Origin of the sequence: Planktothrix sp. PCC 11201 (genome assembly GCF_900009135.1) — a bacterium.
GTDB lineage: Bacteria > Cyanobacteriota > Cyanobacteriia > Cyanobacteriales > Microcoleaceae > Planktothrix.
Map to the genome: position 1 here is coordinate 600,170 of NZ_LT797701.1, position 23,546 is coordinate 623,715.

20 protein-coding genes are annotated in these 23,546 nt (G+C 40.0%); 9 read left to right on the forward strand and 11 right to left on the reverse strand.

The annotated features are described in order from the left end of the window. Positions 1-55: 55 nt before the first annotated feature. A complete protein-coding gene (locus tag PL11201_RS12895; protein ID WP_079679197.1) occupies positions 56-1,048 on the reverse strand; it encodes a beta-ketoacyl-ACP synthase III in 993 nt (330 codons plus the stop codon). A gap of 179 nt (positions 1,049-1,227) precedes the next feature. Next, on the reverse strand, positions 1,228-2,271 hold the full coding sequence (plsX, locus tag PL11201_RS12905) for a phosphate acyltransferase PlsX (protein WP_079679201.1): 1,044 nt from the start codon (positions 2,269-2,271) through the stop codon (positions 1,228-1,230). A gap of 170 nt (positions 2,272-2,441) precedes the next feature. On the opposite strand from plsX, the gene PL11201_RS12910 reads away from it, so the two are divergent. After that, complete coding sequence (locus PL11201_RS12910) at positions 2,442-3,752, forward strand: D-alanyl-D-alanine carboxypeptidase (RefSeq protein WP_079679202.1); 1,311 nt, start codon at positions 2,442-2,444, stop codon at positions 3,750-3,752. 194 nt (positions 3,753-3,946) lie between these two features. Here PL11201_RS12910 and PL11201_RS12915 read toward each other — a convergent pair whose 3' ends face one another. Further along, positions 3,947-4,582, reverse strand: coding sequence for a GIY-YIG nuclease family protein (locus PL11201_RS12915; protein WP_079679204.1), 636 nt, complete (start codon positions 4,580-4,582; stop codon positions 3,947-3,949). Between the two features lie 252 nt (positions 4,583-4,834). Between PL11201_RS12915 and PL11201_RS12920 the strand changes: the two genes are divergently transcribed. The 3 genes from PL11201_RS12920 to PL11201_RS12930 all read left to right on the forward strand — a co-directional run bounded on the left by PL11201_RS12920 (position 4,835) and on the right by PL11201_RS12930 (position 7,543). Further along, positions 4,835-5,491: a Uma2 family endonuclease gene (locus tag PL11201_RS12920; protein WP_079679205.1), complete on the forward strand. Its 657-nt coding sequence runs from the start codon at positions 4,835-4,837 to the stop codon at positions 5,489-5,491. A 126-nt stretch (positions 5,492-5,617) separates the two neighbouring features. Then, on the forward strand, positions 5,618-6,739 hold the full coding sequence (cheB, locus tag PL11201_RS12925; RefSeq protein ID WP_079679207.1) for a chemotaxis-specific protein-glutamate methyltransferase CheB: 1,122 nt from the start codon (positions 5,618-5,620) through the stop codon (positions 6,737-6,739). 54 nt (positions 6,740-6,793) lie between these two features. Next, positions 6,794-7,543 carry a hypothetical protein gene (locus PL11201_RS12930; RefSeq protein ID WP_079679208.1) on the forward strand — a complete coding sequence of 250 codons (750 nt, stop codon included), beginning with the start codon at positions 6,794-6,796 and terminating at the stop codon, positions 7,541-7,543. A gap of 64 nt (positions 7,544-7,607) precedes the next feature. Here the strand turns inward: PL11201_RS12930 and PL11201_RS12935 are convergent, their stop codons facing one another. Beyond that, positions 7,608-9,092: a BCD family MFS transporter gene (locus PL11201_RS12935; protein WP_079679210.1), complete on the reverse strand. Its 1,485-nt coding sequence runs from the start codon at positions 9,090-9,092 to the stop codon at positions 7,608-7,610. Positions 9,093-9,431: 339 nt separating this feature from the next. Between PL11201_RS12935 and PL11201_RS12940 the strand changes: the two genes are divergently transcribed. Next, positions 9,432-9,971 (forward strand): cyclic nucleotide-binding domain-containing protein, encoded by a 540-nt coding sequence (locus tag PL11201_RS12940; protein WP_079679212.1) that lies wholly within the window; start codon positions 9,432-9,434, stop codon positions 9,969-9,971. A gap of 40 nt (positions 9,972-10,011) precedes the next feature. Here the strand turns inward: PL11201_RS12940 and PL11201_RS12945 are convergent, their stop codons facing one another. The 6 genes from PL11201_RS12945 to polA form a co-directional block, all read right to left on the reverse strand. After that, positions 10,012-10,410, reverse strand: coding sequence for a hypothetical protein (locus PL11201_RS12945; RefSeq protein WP_079679213.1), 399 nt, complete (start codon positions 10,408-10,410; stop codon positions 10,012-10,014). 14 nt (positions 10,411-10,424) lie between these two features. After that, entirely contained in the window at positions 10,425-12,191 is a 1,767-nt protein-coding gene (locus tag PL11201_RS12950; protein WP_079679215.1) for an ABC transporter ATP-binding protein, read from the reverse strand. A 65-nt stretch (positions 12,192-12,256) separates the two neighbouring features. Further along, entirely contained in the window at positions 12,257-12,877 is a 621-nt protein-coding gene (locus tag PL11201_RS12955; RefSeq protein ID WP_079679217.1) for a Uma2 family endonuclease, read from the reverse strand. 103 nt (positions 12,878-12,980) lie between these two features. After that, positions 12,981-15,380, reverse strand: coding sequence for a GH116 family glycosyl hydrolase (locus tag PL11201_RS12960; protein WP_079679593.1), 2,400 nt, complete (start codon positions 15,378-15,380; stop codon positions 12,981-12,983). A gap of 95 nt (positions 15,381-15,475) precedes the next feature. After that, positions 15,476-15,877: a VanZ family protein gene (locus tag PL11201_RS12965; protein WP_079679219.1), complete on the reverse strand. Its 402-nt coding sequence runs from the start codon at positions 15,875-15,877 to the stop codon at positions 15,476-15,478. Positions 15,878-16,041: 164 nt separating this feature from the next. Next, the gene (polA, locus tag PL11201_RS12970) at positions 16,042-18,924 is read right to left on the reverse strand and encodes a DNA polymerase I (protein WP_234996683.1); all 2,883 of its coding nucleotides are present in this window, start codon (positions 18,922-18,924) and stop codon (positions 16,042-16,044) included. 477 nt (positions 18,925-19,401) lie between these two features. Between polA and PL11201_RS12975 the strand changes: the two genes are divergently transcribed. The 4 genes from PL11201_RS12975 (at position 19,402) to PL11201_RS12990 (ending at position 22,503) form a co-directional block, all read left to right on the forward strand. Beyond that, the gene (locus tag PL11201_RS12975; protein ID WP_079679223.1) at positions 19,402-19,713 is read left to right on the forward strand and encodes a DUF6679 family protein; all 312 of its coding nucleotides are present in this window, start codon (positions 19,402-19,404) and stop codon (positions 19,711-19,713) included. A 176-nt stretch (positions 19,714-19,889) separates the two neighbouring features. Next, a complete protein-coding gene (locus PL11201_RS12980; protein ID WP_079679594.1) occupies positions 19,890-20,357 on the forward strand; it encodes a CBS domain-containing protein in 468 nt (155 codons plus the stop codon). Between the two features lie 181 nt (positions 20,358-20,538). Beyond that, complete coding sequence (nblB, locus tag PL11201_RS12985) at positions 20,539-21,195, forward strand: phycobilisome degradation protein NblB (protein ID WP_079679225.1); 657 nt, start codon at positions 20,539-20,541, stop codon at positions 21,193-21,195. Between the two features lie 237 nt (positions 21,196-21,432). Continuing rightward, positions 21,433-22,503 carry an NAD(P)/FAD-dependent oxidoreductase gene (locus PL11201_RS12990; RefSeq protein WP_200816763.1) on the forward strand — a complete coding sequence of 357 codons (1,071 nt, stop codon included), beginning with the start codon at positions 21,433-21,435 and terminating at the stop codon, positions 22,501-22,503. A 107-nt stretch (positions 22,504-22,610) separates the two neighbouring features. On the opposite strand, the gene PL11201_RS12995 is transcribed toward PL11201_RS12990, so the two are convergent. Next, positions 22,611-23,531, reverse strand: a complete 921-nt coding sequence (locus PL11201_RS12995; RefSeq protein WP_079679226.1) for a cation diffusion facilitator family transporter — start codon at positions 23,529-23,531, stop codon at positions 22,611-22,613. Between the last annotated feature and the right edge of the window lie 15 nt (positions 23,532-23,546).

The following is a 23,546-nucleotide window of genomic DNA, read 5'->3' on the forward strand; positions in this document are numbered from 1 at the left end:
TCCCCTGCTCCCCCTGCCTCCCCTGCCTCCCCTGCTCCCCCTGCTCCCAGTACCCTTATCTCCCCCATTCAAACAAAGCCGCCCCCCAGGTTAGTCCTGCGCCAAAACCGGAGGTCATAATCCGATCGCCCGGTTTAATTTTTCCCTCTCGCACCGCTTCATCAAGAGCTAAGGGAATCGAAGCCGCAGAAGTATTACCATATTTTGCTAAATTACTAATCACCTTTTCATGGGGAATATTTAATCGTTCTGCGACCGCATTTAAGATGCGTTGATTGGCTTGATGCAGAATTAACCAATCAATTTGATCAACGGTTAAATTTGCCCTAAATAATGCTTTTTCAATGACTTCTGGAACCTTTTTAACCGCAAATTTATAGATTTCTTGACCATTCATCGTAATCGGATGATAGGTGCCTTGACCAATGGTAACACCGGGTACTATTTCCAGGGGTTGGGGTTGATAAGATAAATTTAAAGACTGATTTTGTCTGCCATCACTTCTAATTTCAAACCCTAAAAAGCGATCACGTTCATCCGCTTGTAAAACCACCGCCCCGGCTCCGTCCCCAAATAAAATACAGGTTCTGCGATCCGACCAATCAACCCAACGAGAGAGGACATCCGCCCCAATTAAAAGAACATTTTGATAAACTCCAGTGCGAATAAATTGGGAGGCGGTGACTAACCCAAACACAAATCCCGAACAGGCCGCCGTCATATCAAAAGCCACCGCTTTGGTTGCACCCAGTTGAAATTGAATAAAACTGGCACTACCAAACAAATCATCGGCCGTTGATGTGGCTAAGATAATCAAATCAATATCCACCGGGTCAATGGCTGCCATGGCGATCGCATTTTGAGCCGCCGCTATTGCTAATTGACTCAACGAGGTATCAGAATCAGCTAAACGTCGTTGAGAAATTCCGGTGCGGGAAGTAATCCATTCATCGGAGGTTTCGACCCGTTGAGAGAGTCCATAATTATCAAGTAAAACCGAGGGTGTAGCCGATCCGCAACCCGTAATTGCAATGCCTGTTGTTATCATTGATGCTCTGTTCTTTGTCTTGATCTTAAAAATAGCGAGCAGTAACCAGGAAAAAGCTGAAAACAAGAACATTTTGCTGTTTTATAGCAGTCGTGGAAACACGGTTAGAACATGGACTAATGCCCAAACCGATAGGCTGCATCCAGTGTTCCGGTGTTCCCTATTCCCTGAAATAGAGATTAACCACTGATCACCTTTTCATCCGGTTGCGGGTGTTTTTGATATTGGGATTGAATCCTTTCTAGGACTTGGTTATCGATCGCTTCTTTTGCCAAACGAACCGCATTCGCAATCGTTGCCGCTTTAGAAGATCCATGACTAATAATGCAAACCCCCGCCACCCCAAGGAGTAAGGCGCCCCCATGTTCAACATGATCCACCCGTTGTTTAAACCGCATTAAACTGGGTTTGAGCAGAGTAGTCCCTAATTTAGCCTGTAATCCCGATGTTAATTCCTCCTTGAGCATTTGTAAAACCGCTTCTCCCACTCCTTCGGCAAATTTCAAAAGCACATTCCCCACGAAACCATCGCAGACAATCACATCAAATTTCCCCGTTAGGACATCCCGCCCTTCGGCGTTTCCGGCAAAGGCAATTTCAGGATGATTTTCTAGGAGTTGATAGGTGCGAATGGCTAGATCATTACCTTTACAGGATTCTTCACCAATATTGAGTAACCCCACTTTGGGTTCAGATGTTCCCAGAACATAACGACTGTAAATCGTTCCCATCACGGCAAACTGTTCTAAAAATTTAGGGCGACAATCGACATTTGCCCCCACATCTAACACCAGAACCGGGGAGTCGGGCCTCATGGTGGGTAAAACGGCTCCGATCGCCGGACGATCAATCCCCGGCAGACGTCCTAAACGCAACAGGGCTGAGGCCATGGCTGCACCGGAATGACCCGCCGAGACGACGGCATCGGCTTTTTTTTGCTTAACTAGATTCATAGCCACGTTAATTGAAGCTTTGGGTTTGCGTTTTAAGGCTCCCAAGGCTTCTTCGTGCATTTCGATCGTGCCTTCAGCCGGAATAATTTGAGACAGAGGGAGCTTGCTATGGTGGTGTTTGAGGGCTGCTTCAATTTGATCGGGGTCGCCAACCAAAAAGACTTCCACATCCCATTTTTCCTGGGCCATTAGCGCTCCAGCAACGATTTCGGCGGGAGCATGATCTCCGCCCATAGCGTCAATTGCAATTCGTGCGCGAGTTGAACTCATTGACCAACTTTTGAGAAACCTTCAGGATTTTACCAAAAAAACGGCTCTAAAGCCCTGTCTTTTCCTCGCTTATGCGGGGGATGGCTTTTTAATTGGCGTGATCAAGTCAATCTTGATCTGGCACTGGTACGATCAATCTGGGTTTATTTGATAGTGTTTAGCGATTTACAATGATTGATATTCTGAGTTCGGGATTAGTTAGTGTTTGGTTGCAAATGGCGGGGATGGATCGGGCGGGACTCAATACTTCTGTATTGGAGAATTTGGAAACGGAGTTATCCCAGGTGGTGTTTCCCCAACAGCCTGATCCCGTGGCGGAAGCGGTGGTGCAGCAATATTTGAATCGGTTAGCGGCTAAGGGACTTTCTAAGGATGTCCAAGGGGTTTGGGTTCAGTCAAGTTGGGTTCCTTTGGCAAAGAATTCCGGGACTACACCCCTGCCTGCGGCTTCTCTAACGAAGATAGCCACTTCTTTGGCTTGTTTACAGGTTTTTCCCCCTGAACATCGGTTTGAGACGATTATAGGGGTGACTGGGCCGATTGTTGGGGGTGTGGTACAGGGGGATTTAGTAGTTACGGGAAATGGTGATCCGTTTTTTATTTGGGAAGAAGCGATCGCTTTGGGAAATAGTTTAAATCAAATGGGAATTCGTGGGGTCGCGGGGAATTTAATTATTACGGATCGTTTTTATATGAATTATGAAGTTGAGCCGCTGAAAGTGGGTCAATTATTAAAAGAGGCATTCAATTCTCAATCTTGGAAGGAAGAAATTATTGGTCAGCATTCTCGGATGGCACCCGGAACAGCTAAACCTCAAGTTGTGATTTCAGGAAATATTATTGCTCAACCTGGGGCGGTAAATTCAACCCCAATTATTCGTCATCAGTCTTTGGCTTTAGTTGAAATTATCAAACAAATGAATATTTATAGTAATAATCTCATGGCTGAAATTTTAGCTGCCAATATAGGCGGGGCTGCGAATGTTAGACAATTAGCATCACAAGCGGCGGGAGTTCCTATCGATGAAATTCGGTTAATTAATGGTTCGGGTTTAGAACCGGAAAATCAAATTTCTCCCAGGGCAGTTGTAGGAATGTTTATGGCCTTAGCCCGATATTTACAAGATACAAATATTACCGTTGCTGATTTATTTCCGATTGCCGGGATAGACACTCAAGGTACATTAGAAGATCGCAAAATTCCCGTTTCTACTCCAGTGAAAACTGGAACTTTATCGGATGTGAGTGCGTTAGCGGGTGTTCTACCAACCCGTGACCGAGGTTTAGTTTGGTTTGCTATTATTAATCGGGGAACGGATTTAGATGGGTTAAGGGCGGATCAGGATTTATTATTACAGCAATTGTTGAGTAAATGGGGTTCTCCTGATAGCTTGCCAGAATTAATTCAACCTCATATTGATGGTCGTCGTCCGGGGATTGGTGATCCAAATCGCAATCAGATCTTAGTACAAACACCTTAATTTTTCCTCGTTCTAATGGTCTGCATTGGAATGCTAATTTTGAGGCTCTGCCTCAAATTATATCAGGAGGCAGAGCCTCCTTAATATCATTTCTAGGTAGAACCTAGAAACGAGGGAAAAATCGTCCCAACGTATTCGGTAACATCTGTAAATCAATTAGGATTAATTTATTTCATAAACTTCCTATAAAAAATTTATAAGAAGTTTTTCCAATTTTCACCATACTTGATAAAAGCAGCTTTCCATCCACTCGGAGGAGGCCAATCTACACCTATTATTTCTAGGTCTTTTCTTGTCCATCCTCCTTTAGAAGTTTGCAAAGAATTAACTAATTTTTCTCTAGCTTCTGGAGTAATAGGAAGTTCTAATTTTTTTTGTTTTTCTACTAATTGTGAAGGAATTTTATCAGGATTTACTTTTTTAGTGTTTTCTGTCTCAGGATTTCTTGACCACGAATATAATCCTGTTTCTTGATCGAATGTAAAGTGAATTCCTTTAGCTTTTAACCGCTTGCGATGGCTATGGTTATAGACTCCAAAATAAACGCAAGTAAGATAAATATCTTTTAAATCATTCAAATATTGATTATCAACTATTTCTTCTGAGGGAATAATTTCAAAAACTTGGAAAACAAAATTTTCTTTGCCATACTTAATAACATCTTTAACTAGGTATCGATTGCCAGGATTGCCATTATTTTCAAAAGCACGAGCATGATTTTTATAAGCATTATATAAATTGGCTGTTTGACCGATATAAAATTTTTTTGTCAATTGATTAATAATTCCATAAATTCCGGGTTGACGAGGAATTTTGTGTTGAGGACTCATTGTTAAATAGCTTTAATCTATACCTACAAGAATAATAATAACTTAAAAAGTGGCTTTAGTGGGTTTAAACTGATCAGTATTGATTATGTAAAATGGTACATTTCTGTTAAATTCATTTCTTGCCTGGAGGATATAGAAAAAATTGAATCAATCTAATTATAGCAAAATAATTAAATTTTGTATCAAAAGACGTAAGGATTTTTCTAAAATATGCTAAACTTGTTTATATTGTGAATACTTATCTCTGATAGTATGGTATCCTCCTTAATAAATCTACCGTTAGAAAACGGTGATCAATTGACTCGGATTGAATTTGAACGTCGTTGTGCAGCGATGTCTGATGTAAAAAAAGCAGAATTAATTGAAGGAATTGTCTATATGGCGGCTGCATTACGTTACAAAAGTCATGGAAAACCCCATGCTTCTATTATGACTTGGTTGGGAACTTATGAAGCCGCAACACCAGGCGTCGGTTTAGCAGATAATACAACTGTTCGTCTGGATAATGATAATGAACTTCAACCGGATGCTTTATTAAGAATTGAACAGGGGGGACAATCTATAATTAGTGAAGATGATTATGTCGAAGGTGCGCCGGAATTAATTGTTGAAATTGCCGCTTCTAGTGCTTCTATTGACTATCATCAAAAGTTAAAGGTTTATCGTCGTAATCATGTCCAAGAATATTTAATTTGGCGAGTTTATGAACAACAATTAGACTGGTTTAGATTAAGAGAAGGACAATATATTAAACTTTTAGCAGATTCAGAAGGCATCCTAAAAAGTGAAATATTTCCGGGTTTATGGTTAGATGAACAATCATTATTAACTGGAAATATGGCGCAGGTTTTAACTATATTACAACAGGGAATTGCTACTGTTGATCATCAAGATTTCATTAAAAGTTAATCTAATAAAAAATAATTGCAGTGCGAATTGCCATCAAATTTTAGTACAAACCCTTGCACCGTCTTAATCAGATATTCTTAATTTTAATAGTAGTTATCCCACATCTAACAAGTTACTCACTGTAAAATGCCAATTCGAGTTCTCCTAGTTGAAGATTCCGCCGTTGCTTTAATTATTCTGAAACGAATTTTATCGACATCTCCAGACATTACTATTGTGGGAACTGCTCGAACAGGTAAGGAAGCATTAACATTAGTTCCCACTGTCCAACCGGATGTTGTTTGTACAGATTTTCATATGCCCCAAATGAACGGACTGGAATTTATCCAGGAAGTCATGGTACTTTATCCTCGTCCGATTTTGGTGATCAGCGCTTCGGTTCAATCCGATGATACTCAAAATGTTTTTCAACTGTTAAATGCTGGGGCCGTTGATGTATTTCCTAAACCGAAAACGGGTTTAGCCTCCGATTATGAATTGATCGGACAGGAATTAATTCAAAAAATCAAAGTGCTTGCGGGTGTCAAAGTTTTTACTAAACATCGTAAATCCCAACCCAATGTCAGCAATAACTATTTGTCGATCACCTCACCTCCACTAATCAGTAAAACTCTTTTGTCCTCACCCCAGCCCAAAGTTGTAGTAGAACCCTCAAGGGTTTTCGGTGCATCTTCTCAAACAATTAAAATTCTGGCAATTGGTGCTTCTACGGGTGGCCCCCAAGCTTTACATACAATTTTGACACAATTTCCCAGTAATTTTCCCGTTCCTATTGTTTGTGTTCAGCATATTAGTGAAGGATTTCTGCCCGGGTTAGTCAGTTGGTTAAATGGGGAATGTCATTTATCCATTAAAATCGCCATGGTCGGTGAACTTCCCCAGGCGGGATCGGTTTATTTTGCCCCAGACGGACACCATTTAGAATTTAGCCATACGGGTCGCTTTGCCTATTCTAATGCCCCTCCACTGGCGGGTCATCGTCCGGCGGTGACAACTACTTTAAAGTCTGTTGCTGACTGTTATGGAGCCAGTGCGATGGGAGTTTTGTTAACCGGAATGGGCCGGGATGGAGCCGATGGAATGAAAGCTATTTCCGATCAGGGTGGATTAACGATTGCCCAAAATCAGGATAGTTGTGTAGTCTTTGGAATGCCCGCAGAGGCGATCGCTTTAGGGGCAGCCCAACATATTCTATCGGTCAATGATATTGCTCCTTTTATTCTTAATCGGGTGAAGGGGTTAATTTAAAGGCTATGGATGGTTGACTAAAAGTAATGTATTTTTGAATCAAGGACTAGAAAAATGAAGTTCAAGTTGGATTTAAAACCAGAAGTTAATCATCATAATCGGCTGTTAGAGCTATGCAAAATTGTGAGCTTAATTGGAGGACTTTATTTAGTTAATTTTCCAGCTTTAGCGCAAATTAATCTGGCTATTTTGACGGATATTATTGGTAATAATAATCAAGTATTTATTGAAGATCAAGTGGCTGAAGTCAACGAAAAAGCGACATTAGGACAGGAAATTAGAACCGAAAAAGCCCGCGCTCAAATTGATTTTAATACGGGTGCTAATGGCAGAATGGGAGAAAATTCTAAGATTACGGTTGGTCAATGTGCGGAAGTCCAAGAAGGGGTTTTAATTGCTTCTGGCCCTGCTAATGGTTGTATTTTAGGGTTTGCCACCGGAGTTCAAGGGACAACTTATGTGTTAAATGTCGATAAAAATAATCAAACCAATGTTAGTACGGGAACGATTCGGGTTTTAGAAGGTAAAATTAAATTATTATCAAAAAATGATCTGAATAATCCTAACCCGCTCACTATTGAAGCCGGACAAAAAGTTTCCAGTTTAACGCCTGATTTAACCTTGTCCCAAATTTCGATTGAAAAAATGACGAAACAAGAATATGAGGCAATCATTATAGGGCCATTATTCCAAGGGTTTAAAACTCCTCTGCTCCATCAAGATAAAATTAACGATGTTTGTAAAGTCCTCTATGGTAACTGTCGCCAGGTAGGAGGAGAGAAACCCGTACGAGGGTTATGGTAAGAATCAGTTATCAGTTAACAGTTAACAGTTATCAGTTAACAGTTAACTAACAACTGTTAACTGATTAATCCATTTCCTGTTGTAATACATTGGCGATCGCTTGTTTGGCTGTTTCGTTGAATTCTCGAATATTCACCCGATTTAATAATACAATTGCCAGAATCATACCAACAGCTTGTACCGCAAAAACTGAACCATAGGCTAGGAAAGGAACCTGAAATATTGCCCGTCCTAAATCTAAAATAGCTCCCCCTAAAACCGTGGCTAACCCCCGCGCCATGGCCTGTGCCAAACCCCAGGCTCCAATAAACGTTCCGGCAGTTTCAGCTAAGGTTAAATCTAACATTAAATTAATCGCCCCTGCCGTCAAAATACCCGAATTTAAACCAAACAATAATAACGCTCCTTTTAAAAATCCAGCATTAGCATAAAAACCCGCCACAATAAAAAACAATAAACAAATTGCGACTCCAACACACCCAATTTTGACCGTATTTTTTTTACCAAACCGAGGAATAATTAAAAATCCCGTTGAGGCAATCCCAATTAAAGTTCCGATGCCAAAAAACGCATTTAATTTGGTGGTTTCAGAGACACACATTCCAAACACTTCACCGCCATAGGGTTCTAATACAGCATCCTGCATAAATAAACTAACAGTCATCACCAATAAAAAGCTAAAAAATAATCCGGTTTGTCGGCTGGCGGTGAGAACTTTAAGGGCACGACTAAAGGTAATTTGATCTTCTCGTTCAACAATAATTGAGCGCAATTTGTAGCGAGAAAACTTGCGTTCAATACCAATTGTTGCCAGAAAAGATAAACCAATGACTATTAATGGGATAACAATAAATAACAGATTAACAGAGGTTTGTAATTGGGTTAAATTTGTAGTGGTTGGTGTGGTGATGGGATTATCAACTAAAAGATCTGCACCACAGAGTTCGGGACGATGGAGAATTTTAGAACTAATAATCGCCCCAATCACAATTCCTACCATTAGCATTGACCAAACAATACTGACTAATTTAGAGCGATTATTTTCATCGGAAATATCAAATAATAGGGCAGTAAAGGGGGTGGAACTCGCGCTTAAAGCTAAACCATATCCGGCAAAAATTAATGCCAATAAACCCGCCCATAAATAGGCAATCCCATTGAATCCATTGCTTTGAATACTTGCACCTAATGGCCAAACTACTTGCAGGGCTAAAAATGCCATACTGGTAAATAAAATTAACCCAATCCAAACATAACTACTGCGATGATATCCCCATAGGGGTTTTGCATCGGACATCTGACCAAACCATACCCTAGCAGGAGAAACAAATTGGTGCATAGCGATCGCCCCTGCTGCCACCAGCGCCGGAACTTTTAACTCATCAATCATGATCCGGTTAATTACCCCCAGGGTCAACAAAGACATAATCCCTAACCCCATTTGAAACAGACCTAACCGAAACATGGTCAATACGTTAATCGAAGGTAGGGGTTGAGCATTCAGGGTATCGGTAGAGGGCAATTGATCCGAGGAATCACTACTTTTCATAGAATATGAGTTGGTACAACAAAAGGGGAAAACTAATCTTTGACAATTCCGATTAAAGTTTAGACAAAACTCTAATCTAAGATTATAATGGAACGGATTCTTCTTTAGACCGTTTAAGGGAATTTATGGCTATTTCTCCGATTCACAAGACCTTAGATATCAGAAGATGTGCCATAAATTTATTATCTGATAGTCGCGATCTAGGGAAAGTAATGATAGAATTGTTCCGTGGGATTATCTCGCGTTACCTTAACATTTTATGTTAAGTGGGCAGACTATTTTCTGAGAAAAAACGGGTTGTATCTACTTCATAAAAGACACTATAAATATCATTAAAAAATGACTCACAAAACAGAAAAAGCACTGTTTCTTATCGGTGGATTAAGCGATGATGATCTACATTGGGTTGTCCATAAAGCCAAGGTAGAAAAAATTCCCCCCGGGGAAAGGCTAATTTATGAAGGCCGTCCGATTAATGCGTTATATTTTGTATTAAGTGGATTGTTAAGTGTGGTGATCGGTACGAATGAAGATCGAGAATTAGCCCAAATTACAAAGGGGGAAGTGGTGGGAGAAATTTCTTTTATTGATAGTCGGCCTCCTTTGGCAACGGTTAAAGCCTTAGAAACTACTCGGGTTTTAGCTATTTCTCGATTTGAACTTAATAGTAAAATACACAGTGATTCTAAATTTGCTGCCCGATTTTATCAAGGTTTATCCCTGTGTTTAGCTAGTCGGATGCGAGGAACAATTCGGCGTTTGGGTTACGAAGATCTGATGGAATATGAACCGGAACCCGATGAATTAAGTTCACAAACACAGGAATTTCTAGCCCTAGCTCAAGCGAAGTTTAACTGGTTGGTTCAAAGTTTTAAATAAAAGGAATAGGAATTACTGATTTAATTTGATACAGAGGCGATTAGTGATTCTCTGTCACCATAATCCACTTCCAAAGCGGATGACTTGGCCCCTGTTTCAAGATTTTAAAAATCTGCTGTTCTAAACGTTTTTGATAGGCAGGAGAAACCCCGAATAAAATGTTACGACTATGCCAAACTAATGTGGCTGTTGTTGTACCAATACATAACCCTAAACCCATCGCCGCAAAACGGTTATAGGCTAAACCATAGCGCACCGCACTCCAGGTAAAATAGATTTGCCAAAGGGCGATTTCTTCCCGCAGTCCCCACAAACTTAAGGGTGCAACGGTTATCCACAAAAGTCCAATTACCAGCCATCGCGTGCCAACGGTAATTTGATGTAATTTTTGTACTTGATTCTTAAACTTTGAATCATCCGGCGCAGGATTTTGTTCCATTTATGGCTCCTATTTTAAATTGATGAATCAAATTGTTGAGCATAAAATTGAGCATAGCGATCACCTTTTTCTAAGAGATCTTGATGGGTTCCTGATTCCACAATTTTACCCTGTTCTAAGACAAGAATGCGAGTCGCCCGTCTGACGGTGGCTAAACGGTGGGCAATAATAAATACGGTTCGATCCTGCATTAGTCGTTCTAAGGCTTCTTGAACTAGGGCTTCTGACTCGGAATCTAAGGCGGATGTGGCTTCATCTAAGATTAAAATTCTAGGGTCTAATAATACGGCTCTGGCGATCGCAATTCGTTGTCTTTGTCCCCCCGATAAATTAACGCCCCTTTCCCCCACTAAGGTCTGATATCCATTAGGAAACTGCATAATAAAGGCATGGGCATTAGCAATTTTAGCGGCATTTTCCACGTCATTTAATTCATAATAGGATTGACCAAAGGCAATATTTTGGGCGATAGTTCCTGAGAATAAAGTAATATCTTGGGGGACAATGCCAATTTGTCGCCGCAGGCTTTTTAAGGTGACATCTTGAATATCAATATCATCAATTTTAATGGTTCCCGATTGGCGATCATAAAATCGAGGTAATAGGGTTACTAAAGTCGTTTTTCCGGCTCCTGATGGCCCCACTAAGGCGACCATTTCCCCCGATTTAACGAATAGATTCAAATTTTCTAAAACAGGTTTATTCTCCTCTGAGCTTTGGGAAAAATCGGTTTTAGGATAGGTAAAACTGACGTTAGCATATTCAACTTTTCCGGTGACATGGGGTAAAACAAAAGCATCGGGTTTTTCTAAAACCGTTGGTTGCACGTCTAAGAGTTCAAAAATGCGATCGCACGAAGCCTGACCCTGTTTAAAATCACTATAATTACTGGTAGTTAATGAGATCGGATCAATTAATAATGCTACCGCCGCAATATAGCTAATAAATCCCCCTCCCGTTAAATTCCCTTGGGAAATTTGCCATCCCCCCAAAAAGAATAATAAAATCACACTCATGGCTTCTAAAAAGCCCACGACTACAAATTGTAAAGCCTTAATTTGTTCGGCTAAATATTTAGCTTTGCGGTTTTGTTCGGCTTCAAGACTAAAGCGATGAATTTCATATTCTTCGGCGGCAAATGCTTGGACTAAGCGAATACCACTAAAGACTTCCGTTAATAAAGAGGCTAAATTAGAAACTCGGTTTTGACTATGGCGAGTAAAGGTTAATAATTTTTCCCCAAACCAACCAATTAAGACCGCCATAAATGGGGCTATAATTAGAGTTGCTAAGGTTAATTGCCAGTTGAGATAAATCATATATCCCAAAACCACAATTAACTGCAAAATACAGGGAATAAATTGATGAAAAAATTTATTAATCACTTCCCCAATGCGGTCAATATCTTCCGTGAGGCGATAGGAAAGATCCCCGGTTTTGGCGGTTTCAAAATACCCAATATTCAGTTGTTGTAAATGACGATAAACTTGTTTTCTTAATTCTAAAGAAATCGTGAGGGCGGCTCTCGCCATTAGGGTATCTTGACCATATTGTACCGTTCCTCGGACGAAGAAAACCACCGCAGCTACTCCTGCTAATTGAGCAATAGCGTTCACATCTCCCCTAGCAATATAACCCGCCATTTGTCCGGCTAACCAGGCTAATAACGGCCAAAATACAGTAAAAGCAATCGTACAAATTAAGGCTTTAGTAATCGTTTGACCTTGGGTACGAATATAGGGAATTAATTTTTTGTAACTAGAGGGTTGTTTCTGTTTCAAGTTGCGATCGCCAAAATACTTTTTTTAACTTATCATATTTTTGCACAACATTTTCATAATTTTATTTAAAGCTGACCCGCCTGAAAAACCTGCGAAGCAGTTAAACTTAATTCTGGAAAAATTAGCGATTCAATCCGTTGATGGTCTCGAAATTGTTGGACTTGATACTCTCCTTCCCTAAGCTGGTAAACAGAAAGAGTCGGTTGTTTAGGATTACCAATAAATCGTCTTCCCCCCAGCCCCAAATAATCCACAATCCAGTATTCATCAATCCCCAAGATTTCATATTCTTCTAGTTTTAACGCATAATCATCACTCCAATTAGTTGAAACTACCTCCACAACTAAAGGGATAGAATTACCTTGAGTAATAATCGATTCTTTTTCCCAGCGAGAATTATTATTAACCCGTTTTTCATCAATAATAATCAAATCTGGTTCATACCCAGACTGATCACGGACAGATTTAATCACACATTCTTTAGGAATGAAATAGGGAAGTTGGAGCCGTCTGATTTCAAAGTTAAGTTCAGCTATCAAAAAACCAGCAATTCGTGAATGTTTGCCCGTGGGTTTAGGCATTTCTATAATAGCTCCATTATGTAATTCATAGTGACATCCTGAACTTTCTGGATACCAATTAATAAACTCATCAAAGGTTACGGTTTTGGGGATAGCTTGAATCATAGGAAAACCTCATCTCGAAAAAGATTTATTTATCGTAGGGGTTTGGTCTCTAAACCCTATTCGGCGTTGGGTTTGGAGACCAAACCCCTACAGTTTTTTAAACTCAATTAGGATTGTTATATTGATTATAAATTGCCCAAATTGCCATCGCCCTTAAATAGTGACTGGCGCGAAAAGTTCCGGCGGCGGTTATGGCTTCGGGGGTACGAAATTGTAAGCCATTATCATAAATTTGTTTAACCACAACTTCGGTTAATTCCCAGGCTTCGGCTTCCATTCCCATTTGCAGAAAAAAGGCAGCTAAACCAAAATTAATTCCTGTCCAAACTTCTAAGGGGTGGGTATCTTTGGGATTAACCGCTTCTCCATTGGGTCTGACTCCATTGGCGGCTCCAAATTGTCCGTTATGAAACTTTTTGAAACAGGAATTATAAACGGTTTTTAAAGCTGAAATCGTACAATCTGGGGGAACAATATCGGGTAATCCTAATAGTTTAGCATAAAATTGACCACAGAGTTGATCAGTCATTACCACATCGGAACCGCTCCCACTATCTAAACGATAATATTCACCATTCCAGAGGGTTTTTTGATACAAGGGTTTTGCCGTTTCTAACCATGTTTTATAGATAGGAATAACCGTATTAGGATGGGGTGTAACCGCTTCTTTTTCTAAGAGTCTTCCCATGGCAATCATGGCTTCTAATGCCGCTAACCATAAGCCCCCACAATAAGCACTAATTCCCTGTAATTTCCAATCATCAAAAGTTTGATCCGGTGCGCCACTATTTTCGGGAATTGAATCTTGATCTAAATCAAAAGTTTTGAGATAATTGAGGGTTTCAACCATTGCTGGCCAACAATCGCTTAAAAACTCAAAATCCGTTGCCCCTGTTAATAGAAAATCTCGATAAACTTGTAGTACAAAATCACAGGGTAAATCCTTCCATAAATTACAATCTTGATAACTGGTGTAGTTTGTTTTCTCCCAGGGATGTTCATTGGGCGCACCTAAATCATGGGGGGTTGCACCTGCGGCTTTTCTAATAGCTGAAGCCTGATTATAACCAATAATTCGGGGGGTATCATCCCCTTGAGAAACAGCCCGGGCATAGGCAATTAAGATAGATTTTTCCAACTCCGGCCACAACATTAATAGAGAAAATGATCCATATAATCGCACATCTAAACTTTCATACCAGCGATAATCTAAACATTCTAAAACCCCAAATTGTCCCATGGGATCTCGCTCATCCGCCGCGCTCCAAATTGCGCCCCCATCGGTTAATAAATATAACTCATTAAATAGTGCCATTTTAAACCAATTCGGTAAATCTTGACGCTGTAAAATGGGGTTTTGCCATGCTTGAATATTTTCTCGCCAGGTGTCAGAATGTTTCATCGCTGTACGAATCATTGACCAAGCATTGCGACCATTGCGACCAAAAAAGTCAGTATAACGACGATAATAATTAACTCCCGATGCAAATTGAGTAATCGGTAAATCCCAAGCTAAATAAAAGGGAATCTTTCTGGTTTTCCCTGGTCTAATGGTAAATTTAACTGCTAAAGCCACCGCAATTCGTTCGCCTTCTTTGGCGGGTTGATCACTTTCTTGATCTAAAAGTGTGCCATCTTCTGAGAAACATTGCCAAATATCTTCCCCATTTCCGGTCGAATTCCAACGGGTTTGATCATACACTTCAACGGCGGGATTTGTAATCGTTGCGATCGCAATTTGTCCGTCTCCTTCTTGGATTTCTTCATTGACACTGAGGCGAGTCATCAAACACCCAATCCGATGAAAGTCTTCAACTAAATGATTACAACATCCGACACTATTTCCCCAATTTGGTTCATATTCATATACCGGACTTCCATCATCTCTAACCTTTACTTCAGGACTCGATAAAGTATTAGTAAACCAGCCGATAGTATTTTCCCAAGTTAATAATATACTTAAGGTAATCGGTTCATCCGTGGGGTTGTGGGCAGTCCATTCAAAAATTGCGATCGGATAACTACTTTCTTGATAATTTTTTGCCCAAACGGGAGAGAATTGTTCACAAGTTAATTGGGCGGAAAAGACATTTTCATAGACAAACCAACTGCGAGGATATAAAGCATTATAAGTTCCCGTTGATTCTCCAGAAGTTGTGGTTTTAGGATACCAATTCCAAGCCGATAAACTACCATCTTCTGGGGATTCTGTTGATAAGGAATATGCTTTTTTCTTGCCATTTATTTCTTCATAAACGCTAAATTGACAAGCAGGAAGTGTCTGAAAAATATGTTCTCCCCCGTCCAAATGCCAAAGGTTAAAATCCCCCCGAGAGGAGCGTCCAATACAACCCGCACCCAACCCCCCCAGAGGCATTCCGTGCCAAGGGCCATCATCTAAATTACTGGCGTAGCGGACGGTATATGGTTTTTCCCACCCTAAACCAATGGGGCGACTCCAGGTAGACTCAGGAATATTGTTAATCGGGCTAGAATGGGTCATGGGGTTAAGGGATAATGCTATTTTAATAAAACTAAATTCCCCGGTTGGGATGTTTTGAATTTTCTCACAATTAAGTTGAATAAGCAAGGGTAATTTTATTCCCTCAGTCTTTTTTTATGATAAAAAATCCATAATTCTGCCAAATAATAAAATAGAATAATCCCAATTAAACTGGCATTCAAATCAATGATACTGAAGGTACGATGGGGTAAATGAATTTGTGAGATTTCTTCAGCAATGGTTACCAGGGTAAATAAAAACGGCCCTAGGGGAATGAAAATCTGAGCAGTTACAATCTTTTTTCCTCCCAAGGCTAAATGGCTTAAAAAAGAGGCTATTCCATATAAAATAAAATGTCCATAAATATCATAATTGGGAATTTTCCCTAAGAAATTGTAGGGTAAATTTCCCCCATTGGCTGTAATTACAATTAAAAATAATAACAGAAAATAGAGAAGAAAGGCAACTTGCCAAGGTTTTTTAGCGGGTTTTTTCATGGTTTTAAAAGTTGTGATTGGGTGATTAGACCTTATTCCCAAGATATAAGGGCTAACACCTAACAACAATTCCTACTTCATTACTTCCGTAAATTTCGGAATATAATCCTATCCGTAGGGGTAATTCATGAATTATTCCTATATAGGTCAGTCCTGTATTCAATTTATTTGGCTTCCTTCCAATTCTGTCCAGCATGAATATCCACAACCAAAGGCACACTTAAGGGCAGCACTTGTTCCATAATAGTCTTAATTTTGGGTTGAAGTTCTTCCCATTCCGTTTCAGGAATTTCAAAAACTAATTCATCATGAACTTGTAACACTAATTGAGATTTATAGGGGTTTAAAAGTTGATGAACTTGTACCATCGCCATTTTAATAATATCAGCACTAGAACCCTGTATGGGGGCATTAGCGGCGGATCTCAAGAGTTGGGAATCATTTTGACCTATTTTTTTCTTCAATTGGGTTAAATCAATTTCATTAATATCAACTCCTTTTAAGGTTTGTAGACTCTCGCCTTGAAAATTAAAATAGCGTCTTCGTCCTAATATTGTTTCGACATATCCTTGAGCAATGGCTTGTTTTTTGACCCGTTCTAAATAGTCAAAAACCCGAGAATACCGTTGGTTAAATCGTTCAATAAATATCTTACCCTCCGCACTACTAACTTTAGCTTCCCGGGCGAACCTTTGCGCCCCCATTCCATAAATTACCCCAAAATTAATGGTTTTTCCTAACCGTCTTTCTTCTGGGGTAACAGTTTCTTTTTCAAATAATAATTTAGCGGTAACAGTATGAACATCTTGATTATTTTGATAGGCTTCTAATAAAATCGGTTCTTGACTTAAATGAGCTAAAATTCTCAGTTCAATTTGAGAATAGTCGGCTGCAACTAATAGCCAGTTGGGTTGAGTAATAAAGGCTTTTCTAATTTTACTCGAAAATTCGGTTTTAATCGGAATATTTTGTAAATTAGGATTAGAAGAAGATAGCCGTCCCGTGGCGGTAATAGTTTGGTTAAAACTGGTATGAATGCGTTGGTTTGCATCGACTAATGTGGGTAAAGCATCGACATAAGTGGACTTGAGTTTGGCTAGGGTTCGATGTTCTAATATAATATCAATAATCGGATGATCTCCTTGTAATTTTTCTAAAACATTCACATCCGTTGAATATCCGGTTTTAATTTGTCGGGTTTTTTTTGTACTTAATTCTAGGGTTTCAAATAACAGTTTACTCAGTTGCTTGGGAGAAGCTAAATTAAATTGTTCTCCCGCCACTTGATAGGCTTGAGTTTCGGTAATTTCTAACTGTTTATCTAATTGTTCGGCTAAGGTGTGTAAATAGTCAATATCCAGATGTACACCCCAATATTCCATATCGGCTAAAACCGGTTCTAAGGGCTGTTCAACTTCTATTAAAAGTTTCATTAATTGGGGTTTATCGCTCAATTTTGCTTTAATTTTATCGACTAATTGAAAGGTAACATACACCTGCATTCCGCAATATTCGGCCACTTGAGCAATATTAATATCAGCAATGGTTTTTCCTTTAGGAACTAATTCCGTGTAACTTGGGGCGATTAATTCTGAACCTAAATAATTACGAGTTAAATCAATTAAATTATGCGTGTTTTCAGGATTTAAGACGTAACTTGCTAACATCGGATCAAAAACCACGCCTTTTAATTCTATTCCCTGAACTCTAAAAATTAATCGATCATATTTGGCATTTTGAAAGGTTTTCGGATAGCGATCGCTTTCTAAAATTGGACGTAAAATATTTAAGGTTTCGGCTTTATCTAAATTGGTTCCTTGGGTATGATTTAAAGGAATATAAGCCACCTCTGTTGGTGCTGTTCCCCAACAACAACCTATTCCGACTAATTCCGCTTTTCTAGGCTCTAAAGAGGTGGTTTCCGTATCCCAAGCCACGGGATAATTAATATCAGTATGATCTTGTAAAATATCAACTAATTGTTTTAGGGCTTCTGGGGTTTGAATTAAACGCAGTTGAAGTTGAGATACGGGATGATTGGCTATTTTTTGTTGTTGATCAATTTCGGTTTCTTCCCGGGTAAAAAAACTGGCATCTTCGTCGGTATCAACTGAAATTTCTGATGTTTGTACTGGAATATTTCCTTTAAATTGTTTTTGAATTTGATTAACTTTATCTAAAAAAGTTTGTAATTGTAAATGTTCTAAAATCGGTTGAATTTTAGCTTGATCAAACCCTTGTAATTTAAAATCTTCTAAACCCACTTCTAAGGGAACATCTTGAATAATTCGCGCTAAGGTTTGAGAATGATCCGCATCCGGTTTTCCTTCCTCTAATTTCTTGCGAGTCGCTCCTTTAATATCTTCAATATGGGCATAGATATTTTCTAAAGACCCATATTCTCCTAATAACTTAACCGCCGTAGTTTTCCCAATACCTTTTACCCCCGGAATATTATCGGATTTATCCCCACATAATGCCTTATAATCAATCACTTGATGGGGATAAATTTGTAATTTCTGATAGACCTGTTCAGCTAAAAATTCCGTAGGGTTGCTACCTTTACCTGGTTCTAAATGTAAAACACTAATATTTTTTTCAATATCAATTAACTGAAATAAATCCTGATCTCCCGATAGGATTTTAACTCGATAGTTTTCCCGACTTCCCCTATAAGATAACGTCCCTAAAATATCATCGGCTTCATAACCTGGGGCGGTAATAATTGTTAGATCAAAGGCTTGTAATAATAGTTTTAAATTCTCTACATCCTCAATAAAATCTTGAGGAGTTTCTGTCCGATCTGCTTTGTAATTTTCATCAGATTCATGGCGAAAAGTGGGCTGTTTTAAGTCAAATGCGATCGCTAAATAATCGGGTTTATGACTCGCCATCACATCCAATAAGGACTTAAAAAACCCAAAACAAACACTGGTGGGAATACCCGTCGAAGTTCGTAACCCCCCCTGGCGACTTTTGCCAAAGGCATAATAGGAACGAAACGCCAACGAATGACCATCAACTAAAAGCAAAAGGGGATATTCCAACACCATTTTCCTACCAACTGCAATACAATCCCTATTTTAAACCCTGTATAGGATAATCTGTGCCAAGATTGTAATATTTCAGGGTAGAAATTTATTGTCCTTGACTTCCCTCGGTGAACCCTTGGGAAGATTCGACTTAATTCTCAAGGGATTTATCCTTATAAAATGATTATTTGGATCTCCCTTCCTTGGATTTAGAAATTGAGCTTATTTGGTAAATAGCGAGAAATGAGGAAAATTTATGACCGATTCAAATTCGGTTTCTGTGTGCATGGTGTTCAAAAATTAGATCCGTAGAGTGTGTTATGGCGCTAGGGAACAGGAAATGGTTTATAATTATCTTTAATGAAGTCTAGACTGATCACCTTGTAATCCGGTATACTTCCAGGTGCTTGGGTATCCTGCTAAACCTTTTAAATATTTAGGTTCACAAGTAAAATTCAGATCAGCCAGCGAACTTCTCAGGAAAAGTAAAAAATGCTACATCGCAAGATTTATCAACTTTGTTGTGACGGTCGGGAAATCTCCATTTTCTTACGAGATCAGCAACGTTGGATTGAGAAAGCTCGAATTACAGACATTGAGGGAGATCTAGTCACGCTACGTTATGAAACAGATGAGGAGGATGAGGTCTGTTCTTGGGAAGAAATGATCCGCATAGATAGTATTGGATCAGTGAGTCAGAAATTAGCCTCTGTTCCCAAGTGCTATTTTGATCTGCCCATTTCTGAAGACTGCCCCGAAGCGGAACAAATTCGTAATCCGACTTCCGAATCTAGTCCTGAATAGGTTGGACAATTTTTGTTCAATCCAATTTCCCAAAAATGGGGGAATAAAGCTCCGTCCTTATCTCGACAGGCTTAGTGGCTTGATGGGGCGGATTTTTGTCTTAGCTTGGGATGCGGCGGTTGCAGCTAATAACTGATATGATGGGGATTGGAAAGTTTAACAAACACGCAGAAATCATGCCCAAGACTGTTGCTGAGGTGATGACCCTGAATCCCATCCTGGTTAAGCCAGAGATGCCACTCAGAGAAGCGCTGCAACTGATGGTGGAAAGACATATTGGTTGTTTACCTGTGGTAAATGAATCCGGTCATTTGGTGGGTTTTATCTCGGGAACGGATTTGATGTGGCAAGAAAGTGGTGTGACTCCACCTACTTATATTACGTTCCTTGATAGTATTATCTACCTGGAAAACTTTTCCCGGTATGAACAGGAATTGCATAAGGCATTAGGCCAAACCGTCGGGGAAGTGATGACTCCTGCCCCGATTATTACGATTACCCCCCATAAATCTTTATCCGATGCCGCCCGGTTATTGAATGAAAAGCGCATTCATCGTTTACCTGTGGTGGATGATTCCGGTCAAGTGATTGGGATTCTTACCTGTGGCGATATTATGCGGGTGATGGCAACGGCACAGAGTTAAAATTTAATCGGATTTCGTTAATAAAAACAGGGCTGGTCGGGACAGGAGGTTTCGACTCCGGCTTGATATTGGTTTTTGCCAAGTTTTCAAGAAAATATTGATCTATTCATATCAAAAAATATGATATTATCCTGATCATTTCAAAACTATTTAGAGTCTTCATTTCAAAACCTTAATTTTTATGACAATTACCCCTGAATCTGTTCAGCAGTTGTTAAGTTCTGACGATTTTGGCGATCGCTTACGCGGTGTCAATCAACTCCGAGAACTGCCTCCGGTGATCGCTTTTGAGTTAATTCAAGTCCCGATTAAAGATAGTAATAGTCGGGTACGATATGCTGCGGTGAGTCAGATGGCAACTTTGGGAGAGCAGAATTTAGAAACCTCCTATCAAATCCTACACCATCACCTATTAAATGATCCTGAAATTGATGTGCAAGCAGCGGCGGCGGATGCGTTAGGGGCTTTAAAACTTAAGGATGCCTTTGATGATTTACAAAACCTCTATAATACTACGCCAGAATGGTTAGTTAAACTGAGTATTGTGGCGGCGGTGGGAGTCATAGAAGAACCTCGGGCTTTTGACTTATTAGAAATAGCCCTTCAAGATGATAATACTTTAATTCAAACCGTTGCTATTAGTGCATTAGGAGAATTAGGTGACCGACGGGCAGTTCCTTTATTAGTTCCCTATATCACCAATTCAGACTGGCAAATTCGTTATCGGGTCGCTCAAGCGTTGAGTCGTTTAGGGGGGAGGGAAGTTGAAACTCTGTTAAAACAATTAGCAGAGGATGAAGTCGAGATTGTTGCTAAAGAAGCTCGGGCTCAGTTATAACTTTAGGGGATAAAATACCCCCACAAATCTAGTGAAATAAGAATAAACACAAAGAAATTAAGAGGCTAATAAATGGAGGAGGGAAGGCATCAAGGGATTATTTCCTCCTTCACAAACTTTCCGGGTTAAACCTAGAAGTGAGGGGGAAGTATTTGTTTTTAGCTTTTCCCTTCTACTATGGAATATAGGGTAATAGATATAAGTTCTAAAGAGGGATATAAGGAATTAACAATACCCATGAATTCAATAATATTTGATGTCGCGGTCATTGGTGCGGGAGTTTCGGGTTTAACCTGCGCTCAACAATTACAAAAAGCCGGATATAACGTTATAGTTTTAGATAAATCAAGGGGGGTGGGAGGACGGATGGCGACTCGACGAGTATCAGGAACTCGTGCAGATCATGGGGTGCGTTATTTGGAACCGAAAGGAGAACTATTACAAGAGTTAATTCAACAATTAATCACCTGTGAACCCTTAGAAAATAAGTTACAAGTTTGGACAAATACTCTCTATGAGTTTAAACAAAATCAACTCCAACCTCAAGCTATTTCTCAACCATATTATATCATGCCTTCTGGTATGAGTACCGTTGGCAAAATTATGGCTGATGGCTTAAATATTCAGTTGAATAGTCGAGTTGAATCTGTGACAATTACAACGGAAAATAATTGGCAATGTCATATAGAATTAACGGATAAAAACAATCCAGAATTACCTGAAATAGTAACGGCAAAATCTCTGGTTATTGCCATTCCTGCCCCCCAAGCATTGATGTTATTAGAATCCTCTAATATTGAGTTTAAATCTATTTTTTTAAATCTGATAAAATCCGTTGATTATGAGCCTTGTATTACGGTAATAGCAGGTTATTCTAAAGAACATAATCCAGATATTCCAGATTGGAAAGCAGTGACTTTATCCGATGATCCTATATTAGCTTGGGTGGGAATAGATAGCAGTAAACGCTTGCATCCTACCCAGCCTGTTTTTGTTATTCAAAGCAATAGTAATTTTGCTCAACAATATTTAGAAGCAAGTGATTTAAACGCCGTCGGACAAAAATTAATTGATCAAGCTGCAAATACCTTGTTACCATGGTTAGATACTCCTGAATGGATGCAAATTCATCGCTGGCGTTATGCTTTTTGTCGAACACCTTTAAGCATTTCTTGCTTAACCAATACAACTCCATTACCCTTAGTTTGTGCGGGGGACTGGTGTGGCGGAAATCAAATTGAAGGGTCGTTAAAATCGGGAATAGATGCCGCAAATTGGTTACAAAATCAACCCCATTTAAAACGGTAAAGACATAGACAGATGGAGCAACTGCCATAACTCAAGTCCCTACCATTACCCATTACCTCTTACCCATTCGTAATTCGTAATTCGTAATTCGTAATTACCCATTACCCTCAAACAAGATTGTCAGGCTCCAGGGGACAGGGATACTGCTCATCCCCGGTTTCCACTTGTAGGGTAGGATGGTCGATATCAAAGTGATGATGCAATTCCTCACTGATATGGGCTAAAAAGCCATCTCCTGGACAGCCTTCGGGCATCACCAAATGGGCAGTCAGGGCTGTTTCTGTGGTACTCATGCCCCAAATATGAAGATCATGGACTTGTGCTACCCCAGGTAACTCTTGCAGAAAAGTCCGTACTGCCAGGGGTTCGATGTGCTTGGGAACCCGATCTAAAATTAATCCTAGGGCATCCCGTAGTAGATTCCAAGTCCCTGCCACAATCACGACCACAATCACTAAACTGATGGCGGGATCGAACCATAGCCACCCCGTGAGTAAAATAGCTATGCCCGCGAACACCACCCCCACGGAAACCAGCGCATCAGCCGCCATGTGCAGAAACGCACCCCGAATATTAATGTCTTTCTTACCCCCGGAGAAAAACAAGAGGGCGGTCAGGGTATTGATCACGACCCCCACCCCAGCGACCCAAATTAGGGTCATACCCGGCACGGGAGTGGGTTCTTGGAGTCGGCGCAGGGCTTCCCAGGTAATGCCTCCCATCGCCAGCAGCAGCAGAATTCCATTGAGTAGGGCGGCTAAAATTGATGATCGCCGCCAACCATAGGTATAGGTTTGATTGGGCGGACGCTGGGCCAGGTAACTAGCACCCCAGGCCAGTAACAGCCCCAAAACATCACTCAGGTTGTGTCCGGCATCGGCTAGTAGTGCCAGGGATTGGGTAATTAATCCAAAGGCAACCTCTATCAACACAAAGCCAATATTTAAACCAATACCGATTTGAAACGCCCGGGTATAGGTTTTTGGAGCATGACTGTGGGAATGATCATGGGAGTGATGATGAACCACAACAGATATCCTAAA

Excerpts from the sequence above, each read along its gene's own strand:
- PL11201_RS12895 (WP_079679197.1), bottom strand. The coding sequence starts at position 1,048 with ATGATAACAACAGGCATTGCAATTACGGGTTGCGGATCGGCTACACCC.
- plsX (WP_079679201.1), bottom strand. The coding sequence starts at position 2,271 with ATGAGTTCAACTCGCGCACGAATTGCAATTGACGCTATGGGCGGAGAT.
- PL11201_RS12910 (WP_079679202.1), top strand. The coding sequence starts at position 2,442 with ATGATTGATATTCTGAGTTCGGGATTAGTTAGTGTTTGGTTGCAAATG.
- PL11201_RS12915 (WP_079679204.1), bottom strand. The coding sequence starts at position 4,582 with ATGAGTCCTCAACACAAAATTCCTCGTCAACCCGGAATTTATGGAATT.
- PL11201_RS12920 (WP_079679205.1), top strand. The coding sequence starts at position 4,835 with ATGGTATCCTCCTTAATAAATCTACCGTTAGAAAACGGTGATCAATTG.
- cheB (WP_079679207.1), top strand. The coding sequence starts at position 5,618 with ATGCCAATTCGAGTTCTCCTAGTTGAAGATTCCGCCGTTGCTTTAATT.
- PL11201_RS12930 (WP_079679208.1), top strand. The coding sequence starts at position 6,794 with ATGAAGTTCAAGTTGGATTTAAAACCAGAAGTTAATCATCATAATCGG.
- PL11201_RS12935 (WP_079679210.1), bottom strand. The coding sequence starts at position 9,092 with ATGAAAAGTAGTGATTCCTCGGATCAATTGCCCTCTACCGATACCCTG.
- PL11201_RS12940 (WP_079679212.1), top strand. The coding sequence starts at position 9,432 with ATGACTCACAAAACAGAAAAAGCACTGTTTCTTATCGGTGGATTAAGC.
- PL11201_RS12945 (WP_079679213.1), bottom strand. The coding sequence starts at position 10,410 with ATGGAACAAAATCCTGCGCCGGATGATTCAAAGTTTAAGAATCAAGTA.
- PL11201_RS12955 (WP_079679217.1), bottom strand. The coding sequence starts at position 12,877 with ATGATTCAAGCTATCCCCAAAACCGTAACCTTTGATGAGTTTATTAAT.
- PL11201_RS12960 (WP_079679593.1), bottom strand. The coding sequence starts at position 15,380 with ATGACCCATTCTAGCCCGATTAACAATATTCCTGAGTCTACCTGGAGT.
- PL11201_RS12965 (WP_079679219.1), bottom strand. The coding sequence starts at position 15,877 with ATGAAAAAACCCGCTAAAAAACCTTGGCAAGTTGCCTTTCTTCTCTAT.
- PL11201_RS12975 (WP_079679223.1), top strand. The coding sequence starts at position 19,402 with ATGCTACATCGCAAGATTTATCAACTTTGTTGTGACGGTCGGGAAATC.
- PL11201_RS12980 (WP_079679594.1), top strand. The coding sequence starts at position 19,890 with ATGCCCAAGACTGTTGCTGAGGTGATGACCCTGAATCCCATCCTGGTT.
- nblB (WP_079679225.1), top strand. The coding sequence starts at position 20,539 with ATGACAATTACCCCTGAATCTGTTCAGCAGTTGTTAAGTTCTGACGAT.
- PL11201_RS12990 (WP_200816763.1), top strand. The coding sequence starts at position 21,433 with ATGAATTCAATAATATTTGATGTCGCGGTCATTGGTGCGGGAGTTTCG.